The following is a 17,688-nucleotide window of genomic DNA, read 5'->3' as shown; positions in this document are numbered from 1 at the left end:
AAAAAAACAGAATAACGCAACTCCAGGAGAGATAGTGATGAAATCACAACAGCATACCTTGGCAAAAAGCCGCTTAGCCTGCGCAACGCAGCGCGCTTTTAGCCCCCAGAGAACAGTATCTGCTTTTGTACTTGCCGGCATGCTGGCTTGCGCTCCGGCTCTGGCTCAGCAAGCAGGCGGTATCAGAGGTAAGGTTATTACTGAACAAACAAGTGCTGCATCAGGAATTACCGTTGTAGCATCCAGCCCGGTGATGCCGAAAGCACGCACAGTGCAAACCCGTGAAGATGGTAGCTTCAATTTACCCATGCTGGTACCGGGGCGTTACACCCTAACCATTACGGCGGCGAATGGCAGTGTAAAAACTATGGAAGTAGATGTACTGCTTGACCAAACATCTACCGTAAATGTTGCCTTTGAAGCGTCAACTTCCGGCGTCGAAGTGATACAAATCGTTGGCTCCCCTTTTTTCGCCCAGCAAGGCAATTCCTCTTTGAGCAACTCTTTAGGTTCAGATGTTGTTGAAGCTTTGCCTATCGGTCAGTCATTCCGCGATATGTTGAAAATTATTCCGGGCGTGCAATACACTGAAAACGGCACTTTAGGCCCATCAGCAGGCGGCTCAGGGGCGCACAATAAGTATGGCTTCGATGGTGTGGATGTCTCAATGCCATTATTCGGTAATCTTGCCTCAGAACCATCAACCCACGATATAGAGATGGTTTCAATGGAACGGGGGGGGGCTAAAGCAGTTGGCTTCAACCGTTCAGGCGGCTTTGCTATCAATACCAAATCAAAATCCGGTACCAATGAATTTAAGGGGAGTGTCGAGTACAAAGTTGAAAATAAAAACTTTGCAGCATCTCCTGATGAAGGCGTAGAGCAAGATACCGACAAAACCTGGATCACTGCTGCCGTTAGCGGGCCATTAATTCAGGACCAATTGTTTTTCTATGGCTCCTATTATGGGCCTGAAGAGAAAGGATCTAATAAAACTACCGCTTATGGACCAACCAAAGCATATAAAAGCGATCGAGATGAATATTTTGGTAAGTTAACCTGGGCACCAACTGATGATTTATTGCTCAACCTGAGTTACCGCGATTCTGACCGCGTTGAGACCGGCAGCAATATCGGCGAATTCGAAGCTGATTCAGTTTCAACCGGTGAGCAAGCTACACAGAAAATCTTCACCTTTGACGGTTCTTATATTTTAGGGGACTACACCACATTAAGTTTTAATATTAATAAATTTGACTATAAAACCAGTGGCAAGCCGGATGTCGAACTCACCGTCATTCCTGAAGTCGGTGCATCTCTTGATATCTCCAACCTGGAACAAATGGGATATTTCAACGTACCAGATCTGCTGACTGCCGGCGAGCCTGATGCCGCAGTCTATAATGCCGGTGCTCAGGCGTTGATTAACCGCTATGGCTACACTGAAAACGGCATTTTGACAGGCGGCGGAGGTGTTGGCGCCTATTCTCAATACAATAACCAAAATTTCTTCCGCGACAGCTTTGAGTTAGCACTGGATCATGAAATTATTGGGGATGTACTGGTCCACTCAATTCATATAGGCCTGAAATACTCTGAAGCTGAAGAGGAACTAAGCCGCCTCTCAAACGGTTGGGGCTCTATCAGTTATCACGGAGGTAGAAACCTGACGTTAGAAAGCGCGGTTGCAGATCTTGACCCTACCTCTGTTTATTATATTGCTACCACGCAACAAATGAGTTTCATTGATGAGTCGGGCCGTGCCGTTTCAGCCATTCACTCCTTCTCAGAATCATGGAACTTAGAAATAAACGATACTATCGAGCACGGTGACTTTACCTACAACATTGGTGTGTTGATCAGTAAAGATACGTTATATGGTCAGGGTTTACGCGCTAACTCCGCCAATGGTTCCGGCTGGGAAATTGCCATGGGTGAAAAGTATAAAATGCACACGGTTGACTGGAAGGATATGATTCAGCCGCGCTTAGGTATCGACTGGAAGTACGACGGCCAGAACTCCGTATTCGCCAATTATGCCAGCTATAATCCTGAAGCCAGTTCACTGGCACGCGCAGCATCCTGGGATCGTAATACCCAGCAAATATTAAGAGTCTATTTTGATGAAAATGGTAATTATCTGGAATCTGGTGCAGCCAACGGTTCTTCAGGTAAATTATTTGCCGATAATATGAAGCCACACCGTATTGATGAAATTACCCTTGGTACTACCAGAGCTATTACAGAACGGTTGCAGCTACGCGGCCACACGCGCTATCGCTATGGTTCACATTTTTGGGAAGATATGCCAAACAATGCCAGATTACGTGGTACTTACGGCAATGGTGAAGTGCCAGCGTATATTGCTGAAAAAGGCCTTTATATCCCTGACTTAGCTGAACGCTATGACGGTATTGGCAGTCCATCAGCCGGTACCTATGTTGTTGCGGAAGTAGATCAAGGCCAAACGAAATACTGGGAAGTAAGTTTGGAAGCTGAATATTTTGGTGACCGCACTTATTTCAATGCGTCTTATGTCTGGAGCCATTATTACGGCAACTTTGATCAAGACAATACCACCACTACCAATGCAGGTGATACCAACACCTTTATAGGGTCATCTAACTATGGTGATGGTCCGGGCTTGATGCCATGGGATAACAGATACGGCACATTATCCGGCGATAAGCCGCACCTGTTTAAAGCATTTGGTTACTATACAACTGATTGGGAAGCAAATTTGGGGGCTTATTTTGTGTTTCAATCGGGCCAACCATGGGAAATCTGGGACGGCAGCTATTATGGAACCTCAAGCAGTACAAGTAAGTACGCAGAAAGCGCTGGTAGCCGCCGAAGTTCAAGCCATTGGCAGTTAGATTTAAGCTACAACCAGAACTTTACTTTTGCAGATAAATACGTACTGAAGTTCCGCGCTGACTTATTCAACGTGTTTGATCGTCAAACCGGATATGCGATAGACCCTATTCTGTCGAGTTCTACTTTTGGCGAACCTCGTAAATACTACAACCCGCGGCGCCTGCAGTTATCTGTCGGTTTCGATTTCTAGCACTACAGTTCCGGATGATTTTCCAGCTTGCAACAGCTGCGATCTTCCTGCATAAAAAAAGCCGTGGTAGTTAACTACCACGGCTTTTTAAACTAAACAGCCTTTAGTCACGCAGTAATGAACCATTTATATTGTTCACTACTGAACCACCTGACTCCCTGAACAAATTCAGGAAAATTGCCTCGCCGTTGCTTGCTATAGCACCAACTGCTACACCAGTAAAATCACCGGCGCTACCACAACCGGTTAAAGTAAGCTGCATATCAGCAATGGATGCCACATAATTTGTTACCGCACCACTGCTGATAACACAACCTGCTATATTGCCGCTTACTGTACCATCTTCAGCAATAATCATTTCGTCCCAGCTACCGGTTACAGTTGCAAGCAAAGACGACTGCGCCACCGCTTGCAACCCAGAGAACGACTCTTCATTATCATTAGATAACAGTATTTCACCGCTAAGCCTATGGTTTTTACTTTTTGGTACCGGCATGGTCAGCGACGCGCCCACTGCAGTATTTGTCGGCCAGGTTAAACCTTCGCCCTCAGCTTCCAACACTGATACTGTGGCGGGCGCCGGATATGTAAACACATATTGGCCACCGACATCACCACCGTTATAGTAAACTTTGTTACCTTTGCTAATTAAAGTGCTGCCTAACGAGCCGGCATAAAACACTGGTTGCAATTCACCGGTAAGTGCCAGTGAGTCTTGTTGTGAGGTAAAATCATCAAGCAGACCGGTAACAGTATTGTTTTCATTGTCTAAAGCAAACCACTTCAGATAAGTTACACCATCAAAGCTGTAAGACCATAACACGCCCTCGTACTGGCCAGCCGCATCACACTCAGAATAGCTTAATGACGCAGCAAAAACGTTGTTATCCTGCAAAGTCAGGGGGCCGCTGATTTTACAGTTATCTTTATCAACCGCAGTCAGGTTTAAACCGGCATCAATATTAAATTCGCTGAAGTCCGCCGCTACCCAGTCATCGTTCATAGCACTGATATCAACGATATTGATCACTGTTCTCAAGATCCCACCGCTTATTACCATTTCACTACCCGGGCCACTTGTACTTTCCAGCGTCAGGCTTGTCATACTGTCTACGATGTTATTGCTTACCGTAAGCTCAGCACTGAATTGTCCGGCTTTTAACGCTGTATCAACAAACATTTTGTAAAAGCCGGCTGCTTCGACAATTTTACCATCCACAATATGTTCATTAATTTGGGTAAAATGCCCCAGCAGATTGCCTTCTTCAGAAAAGCTAACGTAGTACAAGTCTTCGCCAAGCAATACCACTTCCGTAAGCTGCCCCATATTCTCACGTACATAAGTTGCCGAGGCAAACTCAGGCAATACGTCTTCCGGTGTTGGCGTTGGTGTCGGGGGTGACACTGCGACCGGCGCTTCTGTACCACTGTCAGAGCCACCACCACAAGCTGTTAAGCCAGCCAGGGTTAACGCATAAACTACGCTCAGGGCTAAGTTCTTTTTCAACATCTTTATTACTCTCCGTATAAAAACATCACCCGATGCGCTTTGGCATCAATGGCAAATAAAATGAAGAAGTCGCAGCAGCTGCGCCACGCGACGAATAAAGACAGACGGCATAGATAGACATAATCAGACAACGGTAACAGTACCGCTATGATTGACATCAAACAGATGTGACTAAGCTAATGCAACCACTGCCATCATTAACATTCGTAACGAACGTTATTAGACCAGCGGCTTTGCGTCCTGACCTTTCGGTACAGTTTGCCTTTTAATTGTCTTAGCTTGAGACGAAAACGCTTTTGCATTAACGCAAGCTGAACGACTGCAAGATATACAAATAATTACAAACTCACAAGTTGTTTTTTAGTCAATTTTGCAACAAGCTTTACAAATCAAGTGCTAAGTGTTGATAACTTTTCCGACAGCGGAAACAGCAAATATGACGGTAATAAAACAAAAACCGCAGCCTGTTACAGCTGCGGTTTCTTGTGGTGTTTGGTGTGAGCCGGCCGTTAAGCCGGGTTCTGTGCTCTGTTGCCAGAGTGACAATCATTCCTCTAGGACTTAAGTCGCCTTAAGCCTCAAGCAATCTACCCGCCCCCAACGCGGGCCGCGCCAAAGGGGGCCTATTTGATCTTGCTCCGGGTGGAGTTTACCGTGCCACGAACTGTTGCCAGCCGCGCGGTGCGCTCTTACCGCACCCTTTCACCCTTACCTGATCCCACTTGCGTGGGCCATCGGCGGTTTGCTCTCTGTTGCACTGGTCGTAGGCTCACGCCCCCCAGGCGTTACCTGGCACCCTGCCCTGTGGAGCCCGGACTTTCCTCCCCCTGCTTGCGCAGGCAGCGATTGTCTTGGCCAACTCACGGGCGCAATTATACCGGTTTTATTCTGTTTCACCAGATAATTGCAGTGCCACTTTATACAGGGCGTTTTTTTTGCCGCCATGAATTTGTGCGGTTAAGGCGGCGGCCTTTTTCAGTGGCAGCTCGGTTAGCAGCAATTTAAGGGTGTTGAGTTCAGCGTCACTCAGCTCACTTTCGGCCTTGGGGGTGGGCGCTATCATCAACACCATTTCACCCTGGCAGCGCTGCGGATCAGCCTCTAACCAGGCGATGATCTGTGCCGCAGTGCCGTATTCCAGATGCTCAAAGGTTTTGGTCAGCTCTTTAGCCAGCACTAATTCGCGCTCAGGGCCAAACACTGCAGTGACATCCTGTAGCGTATCTTTGATGCGCCGTGCGGTGTCGTAACAAATAATAGTGCCGACACCGGCCGGAATGTCTGCCAGTTGGTTTTGCCGCTGCTGGCTTTTTGGCAGCAAAAAGCCGATAAAATGGAATTTATCAGTGGGTAAGCCGGCAGCACACAAGGCGGTAATTAACGCACAAGGGCCGGGGACAGGAATTACCCGCACACCGGCGTCGCGGCACTGGCGCACTAAGCTGTAGCCAGGGTCACTTATCAGCGGCGTACCGGCATCGGATACCAGCGCCACATGCTCACCGGCCAGACACTTTTGAATAATGCCGGCGGCGCGCTGTTTCTCGTTATGGTCATGCAACGCCAGCGTTTTGGCATTAATGCCCAGATGCGACAACAAGCGCCCGGTGTGGCGGGTGTCTTCTGCCGCTATCCAATCGACCTGCTGCAAGGTACTGATCGCACGCTGGCTGATATCGTCCAAATTACCAATCGGGGTGGCCACTACATATAAAAAACCGTTTTCTTTTGCCATTTGATGATTAATGTACGCTATTTGTTTGAGCTTAACCGGCAGTCTCAGTAAGATAAGACCATTGTTTCGCTATGGTACTGCGCATTGTGACTTCCAGCAAATTAAAGCCTCTGTTATTTATCGGCCTGTGTACGGTGCTTGCCGGCTGTGCCCAAGGCCCGGTAAAACCGCCCCTTAGCGGCCAGCCTGCCGGTGCAGACCGCACCGAACAACCGGCACAGGCCATACCGGCCCGCCAGTTGTTCCGCCTGGCGGCTAATTATCAGGCCGAGCCGCAACATTATCATTTACTGAAAGCGGCACGCCAGGCCATTGTCGAACAAGACTACCTGCTGGCGCTCGCGATAAGCGAAAACCTGAAGCAAAGCCCTTATCCGCTGATCCAACGGCAAAATAAGTTAGTGCTGCTGCAGGCGTATCTGGCTACTGAGCAGCAAAACAGCCTGCTGCAACTGCTGGATAATACCGCTCTGTCTGATATAGACCCGACCGACATAACTGAGTTTCTCTGGCTGAGCAGCCAGTACCTGACCCAACAACAGCGTTATCTGGCGGCCAGCCGCAGCCTGCTGCAACTGGCTCAGCAAGCCGATGCTGTGCAGCGTTACCCGCAGCACAGTGATATGTTATGGCAAAATTTATCGGCATTAAGTGACGGCCAACTGGAAACCTTACGTGTTGGGGCCGGCCAAACCACCAATGGCTGGCTTAACCTGGCGACGTTAAGCCGGCGCTATATAGGCCAACCACAGGCACTGCAACAGGCCTTTACCGATTGGCAGCGCCGTTATCCTATGCTACCACGGGCAGAGCAATTGCCGCAGGCGGTGCAACAGTTACTGAGCCTTACACCGTATCAGCCACAGCGCATCGCCGTATTGCTGCCGCTACAGGGGCAGTTTCGCCAGCATGCTCAGGCAGTGCAATACGGTATTTTAGCGGCCGCAGGCAACAGCTCCACCACCGGCCTGGTATTTATTGACAGCCAGTTGCCGGGTGATGAACTACAACGCCAAATTGAACAGGCCCAGGCAAGTTTTGTTATCGGACCACTGCTAAAAGATCAGGTCGATGCGGTCAACCGCCTGACAGAGTGGCGTTGGCCTACATTATTTTTAAACACTCGCGATAGCAATTACAGCGTAAAACCAGAGCAATTTTACTTTGCCCTGAGTATGGAAGATGAAGCCGCGCAAATGGCTGCGTTGTTTCAGCAGAAAAACTATCGCCGCCCCGTAGTGATAAGTTCAGCCAATAATATCAGTGTCCGGATGCAGCAACGCTTTGCCGCCCATTGGCAGGAGCTTGGCAACAGCGCGCCGGAACAGCATCGTTTTAACAGCAAAGAAGAACTGGAAAGCTTAATCAGCCGTGTGCTGGAAACCGACCGCAGCCGCGAGCGGGTAAAGCAAATCAGCAGCCTGATAACGCCCAAGCTGGAAGCCGATCCGCACAGCCGGCTGGATATTGATGCTATTTATCTGATCGCCGACCCGGTACAAACGCGGTTATTTAAACCCTTTATTGATGTCTCCGTTAGCCAAACCGCACCACGCCTGCCGGTTTATGCCAGCTCCCGCAGCCACAGTACCGGGCTGGACAGTACCGACTTACGCGACCTAAACGGCTTAACCTTTACCGAAATGCCGTGGATGCTGGGTGAGCAAAACAGTGTGGCCCTGCGCAGCACCTACCAGCAACTGTTTCCGGAGCAGGACGAAACCCTGCAACGGCTGTTTGCCATGGGCTATGACGCCTACAATTTAGTCGGTAGCTTGCGCCAGCAGCAGCAACTGCCAGCTACGGTGTTCCCGGGGCTCACTGGCCAGTTACGTCTGGAAAGCAACGGCAGCATAGTACGCCGGCTGAGCTGGGCCAGCTATCGCAATAATCGCCTGCTGCCGATACAAGAGCCATAAGCCGGGGTATGAACAAGCTTGGTCAGTTGTATGAACAACTCGCCGCAGAGTATTTGCAGCAGCAGGGTCTGCAGCTGTTGCAATACAACTACCAATGTAAAGCCGGAGAAATCGATTTGGTGATGCGCGACGGTGCCAGCCTGGTATTTGTGGAAGTAAAATACCGCGCCAGCAGCGCCTTTGGTGGCGCAATAGCTGCCGTCACGGCCGCCAAACAGCAAAAGCTGTTGCGAAGCAGTCGCTGGTATTTACAGCAACACCGGCTTAGCGACCAGGCCTGCCGGCTGGATGTTGTCGCCATTGAAGGCCAGCCACCTTACCGTTACCAATGGCTGAAAAATGCAATTACGCAGTAGTAACAAACACAGGAAACCCTGATGCAAGAGCATATCCGTCAGCTGTTCAGCGAAAATATTCAAACCATGATAGCCACCGGCGAAAGCCTGGCCGGCCCGCTGGAAAACGCGGCCTTTGTTATCGTAAACAATCTGGTTAGCGGCGGAAAAGTCATTTGCTGTGGCGAAGGTGCCACAGCAGCCCTGGCCGGTCATTTCGCTCAGTTGCTGCTGGACCAGTTTGAAACCGAGCGCCCCTGTTTACCGGCGCTGGCGCTGCAGCCGCACAATAACAGCCTGCAGCACAGCCATCAGCAGGATTATCTGGCCAGGCAAATTAAAGCGCTGGGACAAAATAACGATGTATTGTTGGTGATCTCGCTTAGCGGCAGTGAACCGGCGTTAATTAAAGCGGTCGAAGCAGCATTAACTAACGATATGAAAATTATTGCTCTGACAGTAGACAGCAGCGGTGAGCTGTCAGGCTTACTTAATCAACAAGATGTCGAATTAAAAGTGCCGGCCCATCGCCGTGCCCGTATATTTGAATGCTACACCTTCTTACTGCACAGCCTGTGCGAATTAATCGATATGACGTTGTTCCCGCAACAAGGAGATATATGAACACGGTAAAACTACTTTGCGCCTGCACCCTACTGGCGTTACTGCAAGGCTGCGCGGCAGCGGTGGTAGCCGGCGGCGCTACCGCAGTTACCTCGGCCAACGACCGTCGCACCCTGGGCGCGCAAATTGATGATAAGAACGTGGTATTAAAAGCCGTACGCGCGCTGGCCGACCACCCGGCTACCGCAGAAGGCAGCAATATTAACGTGACCAGCTATAACGGCGTAATGTTACTGACAGGGCAAACCCGCACTGAACAAATACGCCAGCAGGCTGGTGCTTTAGTGGCAAAAATTGATGGCGTGCGCGACGTGCAAAACCAGATAAGGCTGGGTAATAACACCGGCATGACCACCCGCACCCGCGACAGCTGGATTTCTACCAAGGTTAAAACCCAGCTGCTGGCTGATGAAGAAGTCAGCGGGCTGAATATAAAAGTGGTAACCGAAAATGCCGAAGTGTTTCTAATGGGCCTGGTTACCGACCAGGAAGCCGCCAAAGCGGTAGATATCGCCCGCCATGTTGACGGTGTAGCGCGCGTGGTGCGGGCTTTCGAACCCCGGCAAAACTAAGCCGTACTTCAAGTAACAGGGCAGCCATGGCTGCCCTTTTTTACGCGTCAGGAGTATTCAGCATTCCTGCAGCGCTTTTAGCACCTTAGAGTGAAACTCGCGTTGCTTCATTACCAGCATCACCACCACCGAAGCCACCATAAACAGCACCGGGTCGATAAACCAGGTCAGTGCCGACAATGAAAAGTAAATAGCGCGCAGGCCATAGTTAAAGGAGTGACCGGCCTGGTCTATTACCTTAGCGGCGCGGTTGGCATACAGTTGTTGTTCTTCTGACGTCATACCACGACCGTCCGGTGCTGCGCCAATCAGCACGCCGCAAAAGCCGTATTGGCGCAGCGACCAGGTAAACTGGAAAAAAGCAAACACATAGATAAAACTCAGCAGTAACAGCTTCAGTTGCACCGAACTTTCGCTGTAGCTGGCCCAGGGCACCAGGTTGGTCAGCATCATGCTCAGCTTATCTGCAGCCGTCATTACCGTAAGTAAGCCGGCCAATATTAACAAGGTACTGGAGGCAAAGAAGGTAACATTACGCTCCAGGGTAGAGATAAGCCCGACATCGGCCATTTTGTTATCACGCAACAGCATTTTTTGCATCCAGTCATTGCGTTTACGCCGTAATTCGAACGACAAGCAACTGACCACTTTGGCGCGGCGTTTGGCAAACAGCGTATAGCCTACCCATAAGCCAAAAAACCAAATAACAGCAATTAAATCAATGGTATTTTCCATTCAGGTGCTCCGTTGTTACGCCAGTATCGGGTGTTGATTATTTTAACCGCGCCTGCAGATGGCGCCGCCGGTTAAACTGCCATGCATCTGCGGTGTACAATAACAGCGCTAACCAAATTAAACCAAAGGTAACAAAGCGCTCTGCAGCAAAAGGTTCATGATACAACCAGACACCAAACACAAACATTAAGCTTGGACCGATATACTGGAAAAATCCCATGGTCGATAGCTGCAAGCGCCGTGCTCCGGCAATAAAACACAATAAAGGTATAGTGGTAACCAACGCCGCCGCGATCAAGTAGCTGTTTAGCTGCCAGCTGTTGTGCAGCAGGTTTGCCGCACTGCTGTCAGCATATTGCCACCAGTACCACAGCGCCAATGGCAACAGTAACAGCGACTCATAAAACAACCCGGTAATCGCATCAACCGCCAGCTTTTTGCGCATTAAACCGTAAATGGCAAATGAGCCGGCCAAGGTCAGCGCTATCCAGGGTAAAGATCCAAAGCTGATCAACTGCACCAACACGCCGCTGGTAGCCAGCGCCACTGCGCCCCATTGCAGTTTGCGCAGCCGCTCCCCCAGAAACAACATGCCCAGCAGCACGTTAAGCAGCGGATTAATGTAGTAACCTAAACTGGCATCCAGCATATGGTTATTGTTTACCGCCCAGATAAACAGCCCCCAGTTACCGCCCAGCAATAGTGCTGACAGCAATAACCAGCAAAGCATTTTCGGCTGGCGCAGTATTGCCAGCGCTTTAGCGCCCTGCCTTAGCGCCAGCAGCACGATAAACAGCAATAGAAACGACCAGACAATTCGATGAATAAGGATTTCAGCGGCGGGAATAAAATCAATTTGTTTAAAATACAGCGGGGCCACGCCCCATAAACTGTAAGCACTGGCAGCAAAAATACCACCCAGTTTTTGTTCGCGGCTTAACGACATGCAGGCAGGCTCCCGTAAATGAGCCACTATTATACGCCTGTTGCAAGCTTAAGCGCAGGACACTTAACGGCAAAAACCGGTCAGCCAACTAAATAGCCGGAATTTATTGTTTCTGCGTGCCGCGTTTACTATTAGAATGTCGGCTTGTTTTCGTGACCCAATGGTATTAAGTGATAGACGATCTGCTGCCCCTGCTCAAACAAGCCTTTGGTTACAGTGAATTCCGTGACGGCCAGTCAGATGTTATCCTGGCTGCGTTGCAGGGCCGGGACAGCTTCGTATTAATGCCCACCGGTGGCGGTAAATCACTGTGCTACCAGTTACCCGCCTTGTTGTTACCGCAGGTTACCATAGTGGTATCGCCGCTGATGTCGCTGATGAAAGATCAGGTAGACGCACTTAAAGCCAATGGTATTGCTGCCGAGTTTATCAACAGCAGTTTAAGCCGCGAAGAAGTGCTGCAGGTATTTGCCAGGCTGCGCCGCGGCGAGTTAAAACTACTGTATGTCGCGCCCGAACGCTTGTTACAACCTAACTTTCTTGACCGGCTGCAAGATGTCGGAGTCAGTTTATTTGCCATTGACGAAGCCCATTGTATTTCACAATGGGGCCACGATTTCCGCCCCGACTATATGGCATTGGCACTGCTGAAACAGCGCTTTGCCGGGGTGCCGGTAATGGCGCTTACCGCTACTGCAGATGCAGCAACGCGACAGGACATCCTGCAACAACTTACCCTGCAGCAACCGTATATTCACCTTGGCAGCTTTGACAGGCCCAACATCCGCTACACCGTACAGGAAAAATTTCGCCCGGTAGAACAACTCACCGCTTACTTGCAACAACAGGACGGTGCCAGCGGCATAGTGTATTGCAGCTCGCGGCGTAAAGTAGATGAACTTACCGAACAACTGAAACAGCGCGGTTTTAATGCCGCAGCGTATCATGCCGGGCTGAGCAGCGAACAGCGCAACGCCGTACAGGACGCCTTTAAACGCGACGATTATCAACTGATAGTCGCCACGGTGGCCTTTGGTATGGGCGTTAATAAATCGAATATCCGCTATGTGGTGCATTTTGAGCTGCCGCGCACCATTGAAGCCTATTATCAGGAAACCGGACGTGCCGGTCGCGACGGCGTAGCGGCAGAAGCCATTTTGTTATTTGACCCGGCCGATATCGCCCGCATGAAACGCTGGCTGGAAGCCGAAGAAAACCCGCAGCGCGCTGAAGTGGCCTGGCAGCGCTTTTTAGCCATGGCGGCCTTTGCCGAAGCGCAAATCTGCCGGCGTCAGGTATTGCTTAACTATTTTGGCGAAGCGCGGCAACAACGCTGCGGTAACTGCGACATTTGTTTGCAACCGCCACAGCAGTTTGACGGTACCGAGTTGGCACAAAAGGCGTTGTCCTGTGTCTACCGTGTTGGCCAAAGCTTCGGTATGCACCATGTTATTGATGTATTGCGCGGCGGCCAAAACCAAAAAATTGTCGAATTGCAGCACGATAAGCTGTCAACCTGGGGCTTGGGTAAAGAGTTCAGCCATGACTATTGGCTGAGCATATTGCGTCAATTAATTCACTTTGGTTTGCTGCAGCAGGATATTACCGCGCATTCGGTGTTAAAACTGCAACCGGCAGCGCGGCCGGTACTGCGCGGCGAAACCGCTTTGTCGCTGGCAGTGCCCAGATTGCAAAGTGTAAAACGTGAACCGCAGCGCCTAAGCAAACAACAATACGACCGCGCTTTATTTGCCAAATTAAAAGCGCTGCGTAAGCATATTGCCGCGCGTGATGACGTGGCACCCTTTGTGGTATTCAGCGATGCCAGCCTGATAGAAATGTGCCAACAACTGCCTACCGACAACCGCAGCCTGTTGGCAATATCCGGTGTCGGGCAAACCAAGCTTAGTCGCTACGGCGCCGACTTTATCGACGCCATCAGTGACTATCTGAGTGAAGAGGCTCAGCCGCCGGCCGGTAAGCTGGCAAAATAAGCGGCAATATTAGCAATATCGGCATCGGACAAACCTGATGCCATCGGTGACATAATCGGGTTTTTCCGCTCTCCATCGCGATAAGCTTTAATACTGCTTTGCAGGTACTTAACCTTTTGCCCTGCCAGATTAGGGTAATCCGGAATTATCGAAATACCGTTGGCGCCATGGCAAGCAGCACATACTGCCGATTTTGCTTTGCCCGCTTGCAGATCTGCCGCCTGAGTGGCAGCAGCTGTCAACATCAGGGCGGCGCCCGCTATCCAGTGTTTCATAGGTTCTCCGTTGTCATTTCTGTTATCGTTTTTGTACTGTTAAGTTATAACCTAAGTAGCTGAATGCTCAAGCCATATAAATGGCTATTCATTTGTTCATACGCCAAAGCCAGGGCAAAGTTTGATTTTCTGCTGACACCACAAGCTGCTATATGTTAATGTTCTGCCGCTAAAACATTAACAATACTAACTAGCAATAATACCGTCCAGCAATAACCACCAGCCCGGGGAGTGTCGTAACCGTGAGAAGCGTCATGCATATTATGATACTGCTGCTTGGCTTATTCTCCGCTGTTGTGCATGCCTTCCACGCTGAAGTAAACCCGTTGCAAAGCCCGATAGCTGAGCAGCAAAGGCTCCGCCAGCTGTATGCTCTGGTTACGCCGGCAACTATGACACTGGACGACTTACTGGCAGATCCGGTGCACCATCACAGCTTTACCCTGGTAACGCCGGCACAAAGTTTAATGTTTGAAGAGGACCAGGCGGTGTGGCTGTTTGCAAGATTGTATAACAACGGCAGCAGGCCGCTGCATACCGTGTTGGAGTATGATTTTCCGCTGGCAGATAAAATAGAAATATACCAACTGCAGCGTAGCAGCAAAGACTATAACCTGCTTAGCCGCTCGGGCAACAGCTACCCGTTCAGCGAACGCGCCCTGCCATACCGCAGTTTCGCCGTAAACCTGGCGCTGCTACCTGGCGAAGAAACCGACATTTATATCAAGGTACAGGATGCAGCAGTAGTGCCGGGCGACGTCAGGTTGTGGCGGCATGATCACTTTGTTGCCACTATGCAACAAAACGCCATGCTGGATGGCTTACTACAGGGCTTTTTGTTACTGCTGGCGTTGTACAACCTGGTGCTGTTTTTACACAGCAAAGCCAAACACTATGCCTATTACAGCGGATTTTTTCTCAGCTTTGCCCTGGCAGTAGCTATTTTAAACGGTATGGCTTTTGCCACATTGTGGCCGGAATATCCGGAAGTTAATCAGGCGATTTTATACATTGCCGTGGGCGCGGCCCTGCTGTGCTTAAACCTGTTTACCAGCCATGCCCTGCAAAGCTATGCCAGCCATTGGTGGCGTTGGTGCAGCTATATCAGTAGTTTTTCTGCCTTATTGTTACTATTCAGCCCGCTGTTTGCCGGCGGCCAAACCAGACTATATCTGTTGTTCTTTGCCTTGTGCTGGGTGTTGTTGAGCAATTTCCTGATCGCATTAAGTTTCAGTCTGGCCGGTCATGCCCGTGCCCGTACCTTTGTATGGGCCTGCGTACTGACGCTTTGTAGTGCATTATTGCTGACATTAAACCAGGCAGGCTATTTACAGGCCGATATCAACTGGCTGTATATTTTGTTTTCGTTAGTGTTGTTGTGTTTAGCTTTAACCAGCTTTAACCTGCAAGGCAGTCGTTTGCCCAATGAACCGGCACTGCCACATGCTGCTTCTATGCAGCAATATTACGATATTTTTCATAATGCGGTTGAGGGCATGTTTACCACTACGCCCGATGGCCGATTACTTAACGCCAACCGCGCCTTGTTGGAGATCCTCGGCTATCCGGATCGTGATGCACTGGAACAAGCTATCAGCGGCACCGGCATGGCGCGTTTTTATGCTGACCCGGCCGAGCGGCAATATATGTTGCGCCAACTTGAATTGGGTAGTGAAAAGAGCTTCGAAATTCGTGGTCTGCGTGCTGACAACAGTCCGTTTTGGGCGCTGATGTCGGTGCGGCTGGCGCGCTCAGTGAATGGCAGTGACGCCTTTGTACATGGCTCAGTCATCGATATTACCGGACAAAAGCTGGCACATGAACAACTGGCTTACCTGGCCAATCACGACAGTTTAACCGCCTTGTACAACCGCTTTTATTTTGACCAGCAATTGCAGACGTTATGCGACGGCCACGGTGGTAATAAGGGTGCTGTACTCTATATCGACATTGATCAGTTTAAAGTGATTAATAGCAGTTGCAGCCACAGTGCCGGCGACGTCTTGCTTAAACAAATCAGCGAGTTGCTAAAACGCCTTACCGGACATAGTGGGCCACTGGCCCGGTTGGACAGCGACGAATTTGGCATTTTGCTGCCGGGCAAAAATGCTAACGAAGCCTTTGCGCTGGGCTATCGGATCCTGGATGCCATGCGTGAGTTTCGCTTTATCTGGCAAGACAGTGTTTATCATGCCAGCGTCAGTATCGGTATTGCCGAAATCAGTTCTGACGACCAGGCCGACAACGTACTGAAAAAAGCCGATGCAGCGTGCTCGATTGCTAAAGACAAAGGCCGCAACCGTATTCAGCTGTTCGACACTGACGATCAGAGTACGCAGCAGCATCACGCCGAAGTGCAATGGGTAGCACAGTTACGTCAGGCAATGAAAGACGACAAGTTTGTACTGTACCAACAGCCGGTGCGCGCCCTGAATAACAACAGCGGGGGCTTACACTATGAGCTGCTGCTGCGTTTGCAAGGCGATGAGAATCATTTGATAGTACCGGCCAGTTTTTTAAGTTCAGCCGAGCGCTACGGTCTGATGCCACAAATTGACCGCTGGGTGATCCGCTGTTACTTCCGCTGGTTGCAGCAGCATCCGGACCACATGCAGCGATTGGCCTTGTGTAGTATTAATGTTTCCGGCAGCTCGTTGCTGGATCCAACCTTTAAAGCAGATGTACAACAACTGTTCAGCGGCTTTAACATTCCTTATCAGCAAATTTGCTTTGAGATCACCGAAAGCGCCGCTATTGTTAACCTGCAAAACACCCTGGCTTTTATAGAACATTTTCGTGCGCTGGGTTGCCGTATAGCACTGGATGATTTTGGCAGTGGTTTTTCCTCTTACAGCTACCTGAAACATTTTCCGGCCGATTTTGTAAAAATTGACGGCCACTTTGTCCGTGATTTACTCGATGACCACTACGACAAAGCTATCGTTAAGTCTATTTACGAAGTCGCTAAAGCTATGGATATGCTAACCATTGCCACCTGCGTGGAAAGCAACGAAACTCTGGCTGCGCTGGAAATTATGGGTGTTGATTATGCACAGGGTTACGCTATCGCCCGCCCTATGCCACTACATAGCCTGCTTACCTGAAGTAAAATATATTTTCACGCCCCTATTGCTGACAGAATAACCAACTCAGTACAATGCCGCTGCGACATATCGTCGCTCCTTAACAGGCAAACCCAAATTTATACTTATTTCGTTCGGAGTCTTTAATGCAACGGCTGCGTGAATTATCGCGTCGTGTTGAGGCTGTGTATGGCGAAATAGCGACAACGTTTTCAGCTTACCAACAACAGCGGGGCTTAAACTGCCGCAGTGGTTGTGGTGAGTGCTGTTTGCAACCGACGATAGAAGCGACGGTGCTGGAAATGTTGCCGCTGGCATTACACTTGTTTGATCAAGGTAAAGCAGAACAAACACTGACACAACTCGAAGAGTTAACAGAGCCCCAGGGCTGTTTTTTTTATCAAAAGCTGTCGTTTGACGGCAAACAAGGCCAGTGCAGCGTCTATCAGCAGCGCCCGGCTATTTGCCGCCTGTTCGGCGCTGCAGGCTATCGGGATAAACTAGGTAAAACCTCGTTATCGGTGTGCAAGGTAATTAAAACCGACCAGGCATTGGCCTATCAGGATACGTTAATTGCGCTGGAATCTGACCCACCGCCAATGATGATTATGGCCAAAGAGCAGGTAAACGAGCTGGATTATGAATTGGGCAAGCAACACTTACCCATTAATGCTGCCCTACAACAGGCACTGGAAAAAGTGCTGTTTAAAGCCTGGTATTCCGGCCTGAATGACGATCAGCAAATTGCCTGATCAGCGAACAAAATAAAAGCATTCAGCTTAAGTTCATACTTATTGAAAATTAAAATTTAATATATAAATTTCAATTAGATAAGAAATGAAGAATAAAAAAACCAGGCAAAACAACAGTGTATTTTGCCTGGTTTTTTATTA

General features: G+C 49.6%; 13 protein-coding genes, 1 other RNA gene and 1 riboswitch. Of the genes, 8 read left to right on the top strand and 6 right to left on the bottom strand.

From position 1 onward, the window contains the following. Positions 1–37: 37 nt before the first annotated feature. Positions 38–3,067 (top strand): TonB-dependent receptor, encoded by a 3,030-nt coding sequence (locus tag HRH59_RS11745; RefSeq protein WP_173501456.1) that lies wholly within the window; start codon positions 38–40, stop codon positions 3,065–3,067. 103 nt (positions 3,068–3,170) lie between these two features. Here HRH59_RS11745 and HRH59_RS11740 read toward each other — a convergent pair whose 3' ends face one another. The 3 genes from HRH59_RS11740 to rsmI form a co-directional block, all read right to left on the bottom strand. Beyond that, positions 3,171–4,577 carry a hypothetical protein gene (locus HRH59_RS11740; RefSeq protein ID WP_173501455.1) on the bottom strand — a complete coding sequence of 469 codons (1,407 nt, stop codon included), beginning with the start codon at positions 4,575–4,577 and terminating at the stop codon, positions 3,171–3,173. Between the two features lie 177 nt (positions 4,578–4,754). Further along, positions 4,755–4,850, bottom strand: a riboswitch (cyclic di-GMP riboswitch). Positions 4,851–5,071: 221 nt separating this feature from the next. Then, positions 5,072–5,440: RNase P RNA component class A (gene rnpB / locus HRH59_RS11735), an RNA gene on the bottom strand. Between the two features lie 20 nt (positions 5,441–5,460). Continuing rightward, positions 5,461–6,312, bottom strand: a complete 852-nt coding sequence (gene rsmI / locus HRH59_RS11730; RefSeq protein WP_173501454.1) for a 16S rRNA (cytidine(1402)-2'-O)-methyltransferase — start codon at positions 6,310–6,312, stop codon at positions 5,461–5,463. 86 nt (positions 6,313–6,398) lie between these two features. Here rsmI and HRH59_RS11725 point away from each other — a divergent pair, with 86 nt between their 5' ends. Genes HRH59_RS11725 through HRH59_RS11710 form a run of 4 tightly spaced genes read left to right on the top strand, consistent with a single transcriptional unit; the run spans position 6,399 to position 9,762 of the window. After that, positions 6,399–8,231, top strand: a complete 1,833-nt coding sequence (locus HRH59_RS11725; RefSeq protein ID WP_331460174.1) for a penicillin-binding protein activator — start codon at positions 6,399–6,401, stop codon at positions 8,229–8,231. An 8-nt stretch (positions 8,232–8,239) separates the two neighbouring features. Further along, positions 8,240–8,587 (top strand): YraN family protein, encoded by a 348-nt coding sequence (locus HRH59_RS11720; protein ID WP_173501452.1) that lies wholly within the window; start codon positions 8,240–8,242, stop codon positions 8,585–8,587. Between the two features lie 21 nt (positions 8,588–8,608). Continuing rightward, positions 8,609–9,190: an SIS domain-containing protein gene (locus tag HRH59_RS11715; RefSeq protein WP_173501451.1), complete on the top strand. Its 582-nt coding sequence runs from the start codon at positions 8,609–8,611 to the stop codon at positions 9,188–9,190. After that, the gene (locus HRH59_RS11710; protein ID WP_173501450.1) at positions 9,187–9,762 is read left to right on the top strand and encodes a BON domain-containing protein; all 576 of its coding nucleotides are present in this window, start codon (positions 9,187–9,189) and stop codon (positions 9,760–9,762) included. The genes HRH59_RS11715 and HRH59_RS11710 overlap by 4 nt, the downstream gene beginning before the upstream one ends. Before the next feature lie 57 nt (positions 9,763–9,819). Here HRH59_RS11710 and HRH59_RS11705 read toward each other — a convergent pair whose 3' ends face one another. Both HRH59_RS11705 and rarD read right to left on the bottom strand, forming a co-directional pair. Further along, a complete protein-coding gene (locus tag HRH59_RS11705; protein WP_173501449.1) occupies positions 9,820–10,497 on the bottom strand; it encodes a DUF599 domain-containing protein in 678 nt (225 codons plus the stop codon). A gap of 37 nt (positions 10,498–10,534) precedes the next feature. After that, positions 10,535–11,443, bottom strand: a complete 909-nt coding sequence (rarD, locus tag HRH59_RS11700) for an EamA family transporter RarD (protein WP_173501448.1) — start codon at positions 11,441–11,443, stop codon at positions 10,535–10,537. Positions 11,444–11,613: 170 nt separating this feature from the next. On the opposite strand from rarD, the gene recQ reads away from it, so the two are divergent. Further along, entirely contained in the window at positions 11,614–13,437 is a 1,824-nt protein-coding gene (recQ, locus tag HRH59_RS11695) for a DNA helicase RecQ (protein WP_173501447.1), read from the top strand. Here recQ and HRH59_RS11690 read toward each other — a convergent pair. After that, positions 13,407–13,712 (bottom strand): c-type cytochrome, encoded by a 306-nt coding sequence (locus HRH59_RS11690; RefSeq protein ID WP_173501446.1) that lies wholly within the window; start codon positions 13,710–13,712, stop codon positions 13,407–13,409. The genes recQ and HRH59_RS11690 overlap by 31 nt on opposite strands. Before the next feature lie 254 nt (positions 13,713–13,966). On the opposite strand from HRH59_RS11690, the gene HRH59_RS11685 reads away from it, so the two are divergent. Both HRH59_RS11685 and HRH59_RS11680 read left to right on the top strand, forming a co-directional pair. Then, on the top strand, positions 13,967–16,816 hold the full coding sequence (locus tag HRH59_RS11685) for an EAL domain-containing protein (RefSeq protein WP_178089553.1): 2,850 nt from the start codon (positions 13,967–13,969) through the stop codon (positions 16,814–16,816). 125 nt (positions 16,817–16,941) lie between these two features. Next, positions 16,942–17,547: a YkgJ family cysteine cluster protein gene (locus tag HRH59_RS11680; RefSeq protein WP_173501444.1), complete on the top strand. Its 606-nt coding sequence runs from the start codon at positions 16,942–16,944 to the stop codon at positions 17,545–17,547. The last annotated feature ends 141 nt before the right edge of the window (positions 17,548–17,688 follow it).

It is taken from the genome of Rheinheimera lutimaris (genome assembly GCF_013283795.1).
GTDB lineage: Bacteria > Pseudomonadota > Gammaproteobacteria > Enterobacterales > Alteromonadaceae > Alishewanella > Alishewanella lutimaris.
The sequence above is the reverse complement of the archived record's forward strand: the minus strand, read 5'-3'. Positions and strand labels throughout refer to the sequence as shown.

Bases quoted from the DNA above. Each gene is read 5' to 3' on its own strand.
- HRH59_RS11745 (WP_173501456.1), top strand. From the start codon at position 38: ATGAAATCACAACAGCATACCTTGGCAAAAAGCCGCTTAGCCTGCGCA.
- HRH59_RS11740 (WP_173501455.1), bottom strand. From the start codon at position 4,577: ATGTTGAAAAAGAACTTAGCCCTGAGCGTAGTTTATGCGTTAACCCTG.
- rsmI (WP_173501454.1), bottom strand. From the start codon at position 6,312: ATGGCAAAAGAAAACGGTTTTTTATATGTAGTGGCCACCCCGATTGGT.
- HRH59_RS11720 (WP_173501452.1), top strand. From the start codon at position 8,240: ATGAACAAGCTTGGTCAGTTGTATGAACAACTCGCCGCAGAGTATTTG.
- HRH59_RS11715 (WP_173501451.1), top strand. From the start codon at position 8,609: ATGCAAGAGCATATCCGTCAGCTGTTCAGCGAAAATATTCAAACCATG.
- HRH59_RS11710 (WP_173501450.1), top strand. From the start codon at position 9,187: ATGAACACGGTAAAACTACTTTGCGCCTGCACCCTACTGGCGTTACTG.
- HRH59_RS11705 (WP_173501449.1), bottom strand. From the start codon at position 10,497: ATGGAAAATACCATTGATTTAATTGCTGTTATTTGGTTTTTTGGCTTA.
- rarD (WP_173501448.1), bottom strand. From the start codon at position 11,443: ATGTCGTTAAGCCGCGAACAAAAACTGGGTGGTATTTTTGCTGCCAGT.
- HRH59_RS11690 (WP_173501446.1), bottom strand. From the start codon at position 13,712: ATGAAACACTGGATAGCGGGCGCCGCCCTGATGTTGACAGCTGCTGCC.
- HRH59_RS11685 (WP_178089553.1), top strand. From the start codon at position 13,967: ATGCATATTATGATACTGCTGCTTGGCTTATTCTCCGCTGTTGTGCAT.
- HRH59_RS11680 (WP_173501444.1), top strand. From the start codon at position 16,942: ATGCAACGGCTGCGTGAATTATCGCGTCGTGTTGAGGCTGTGTATGGC.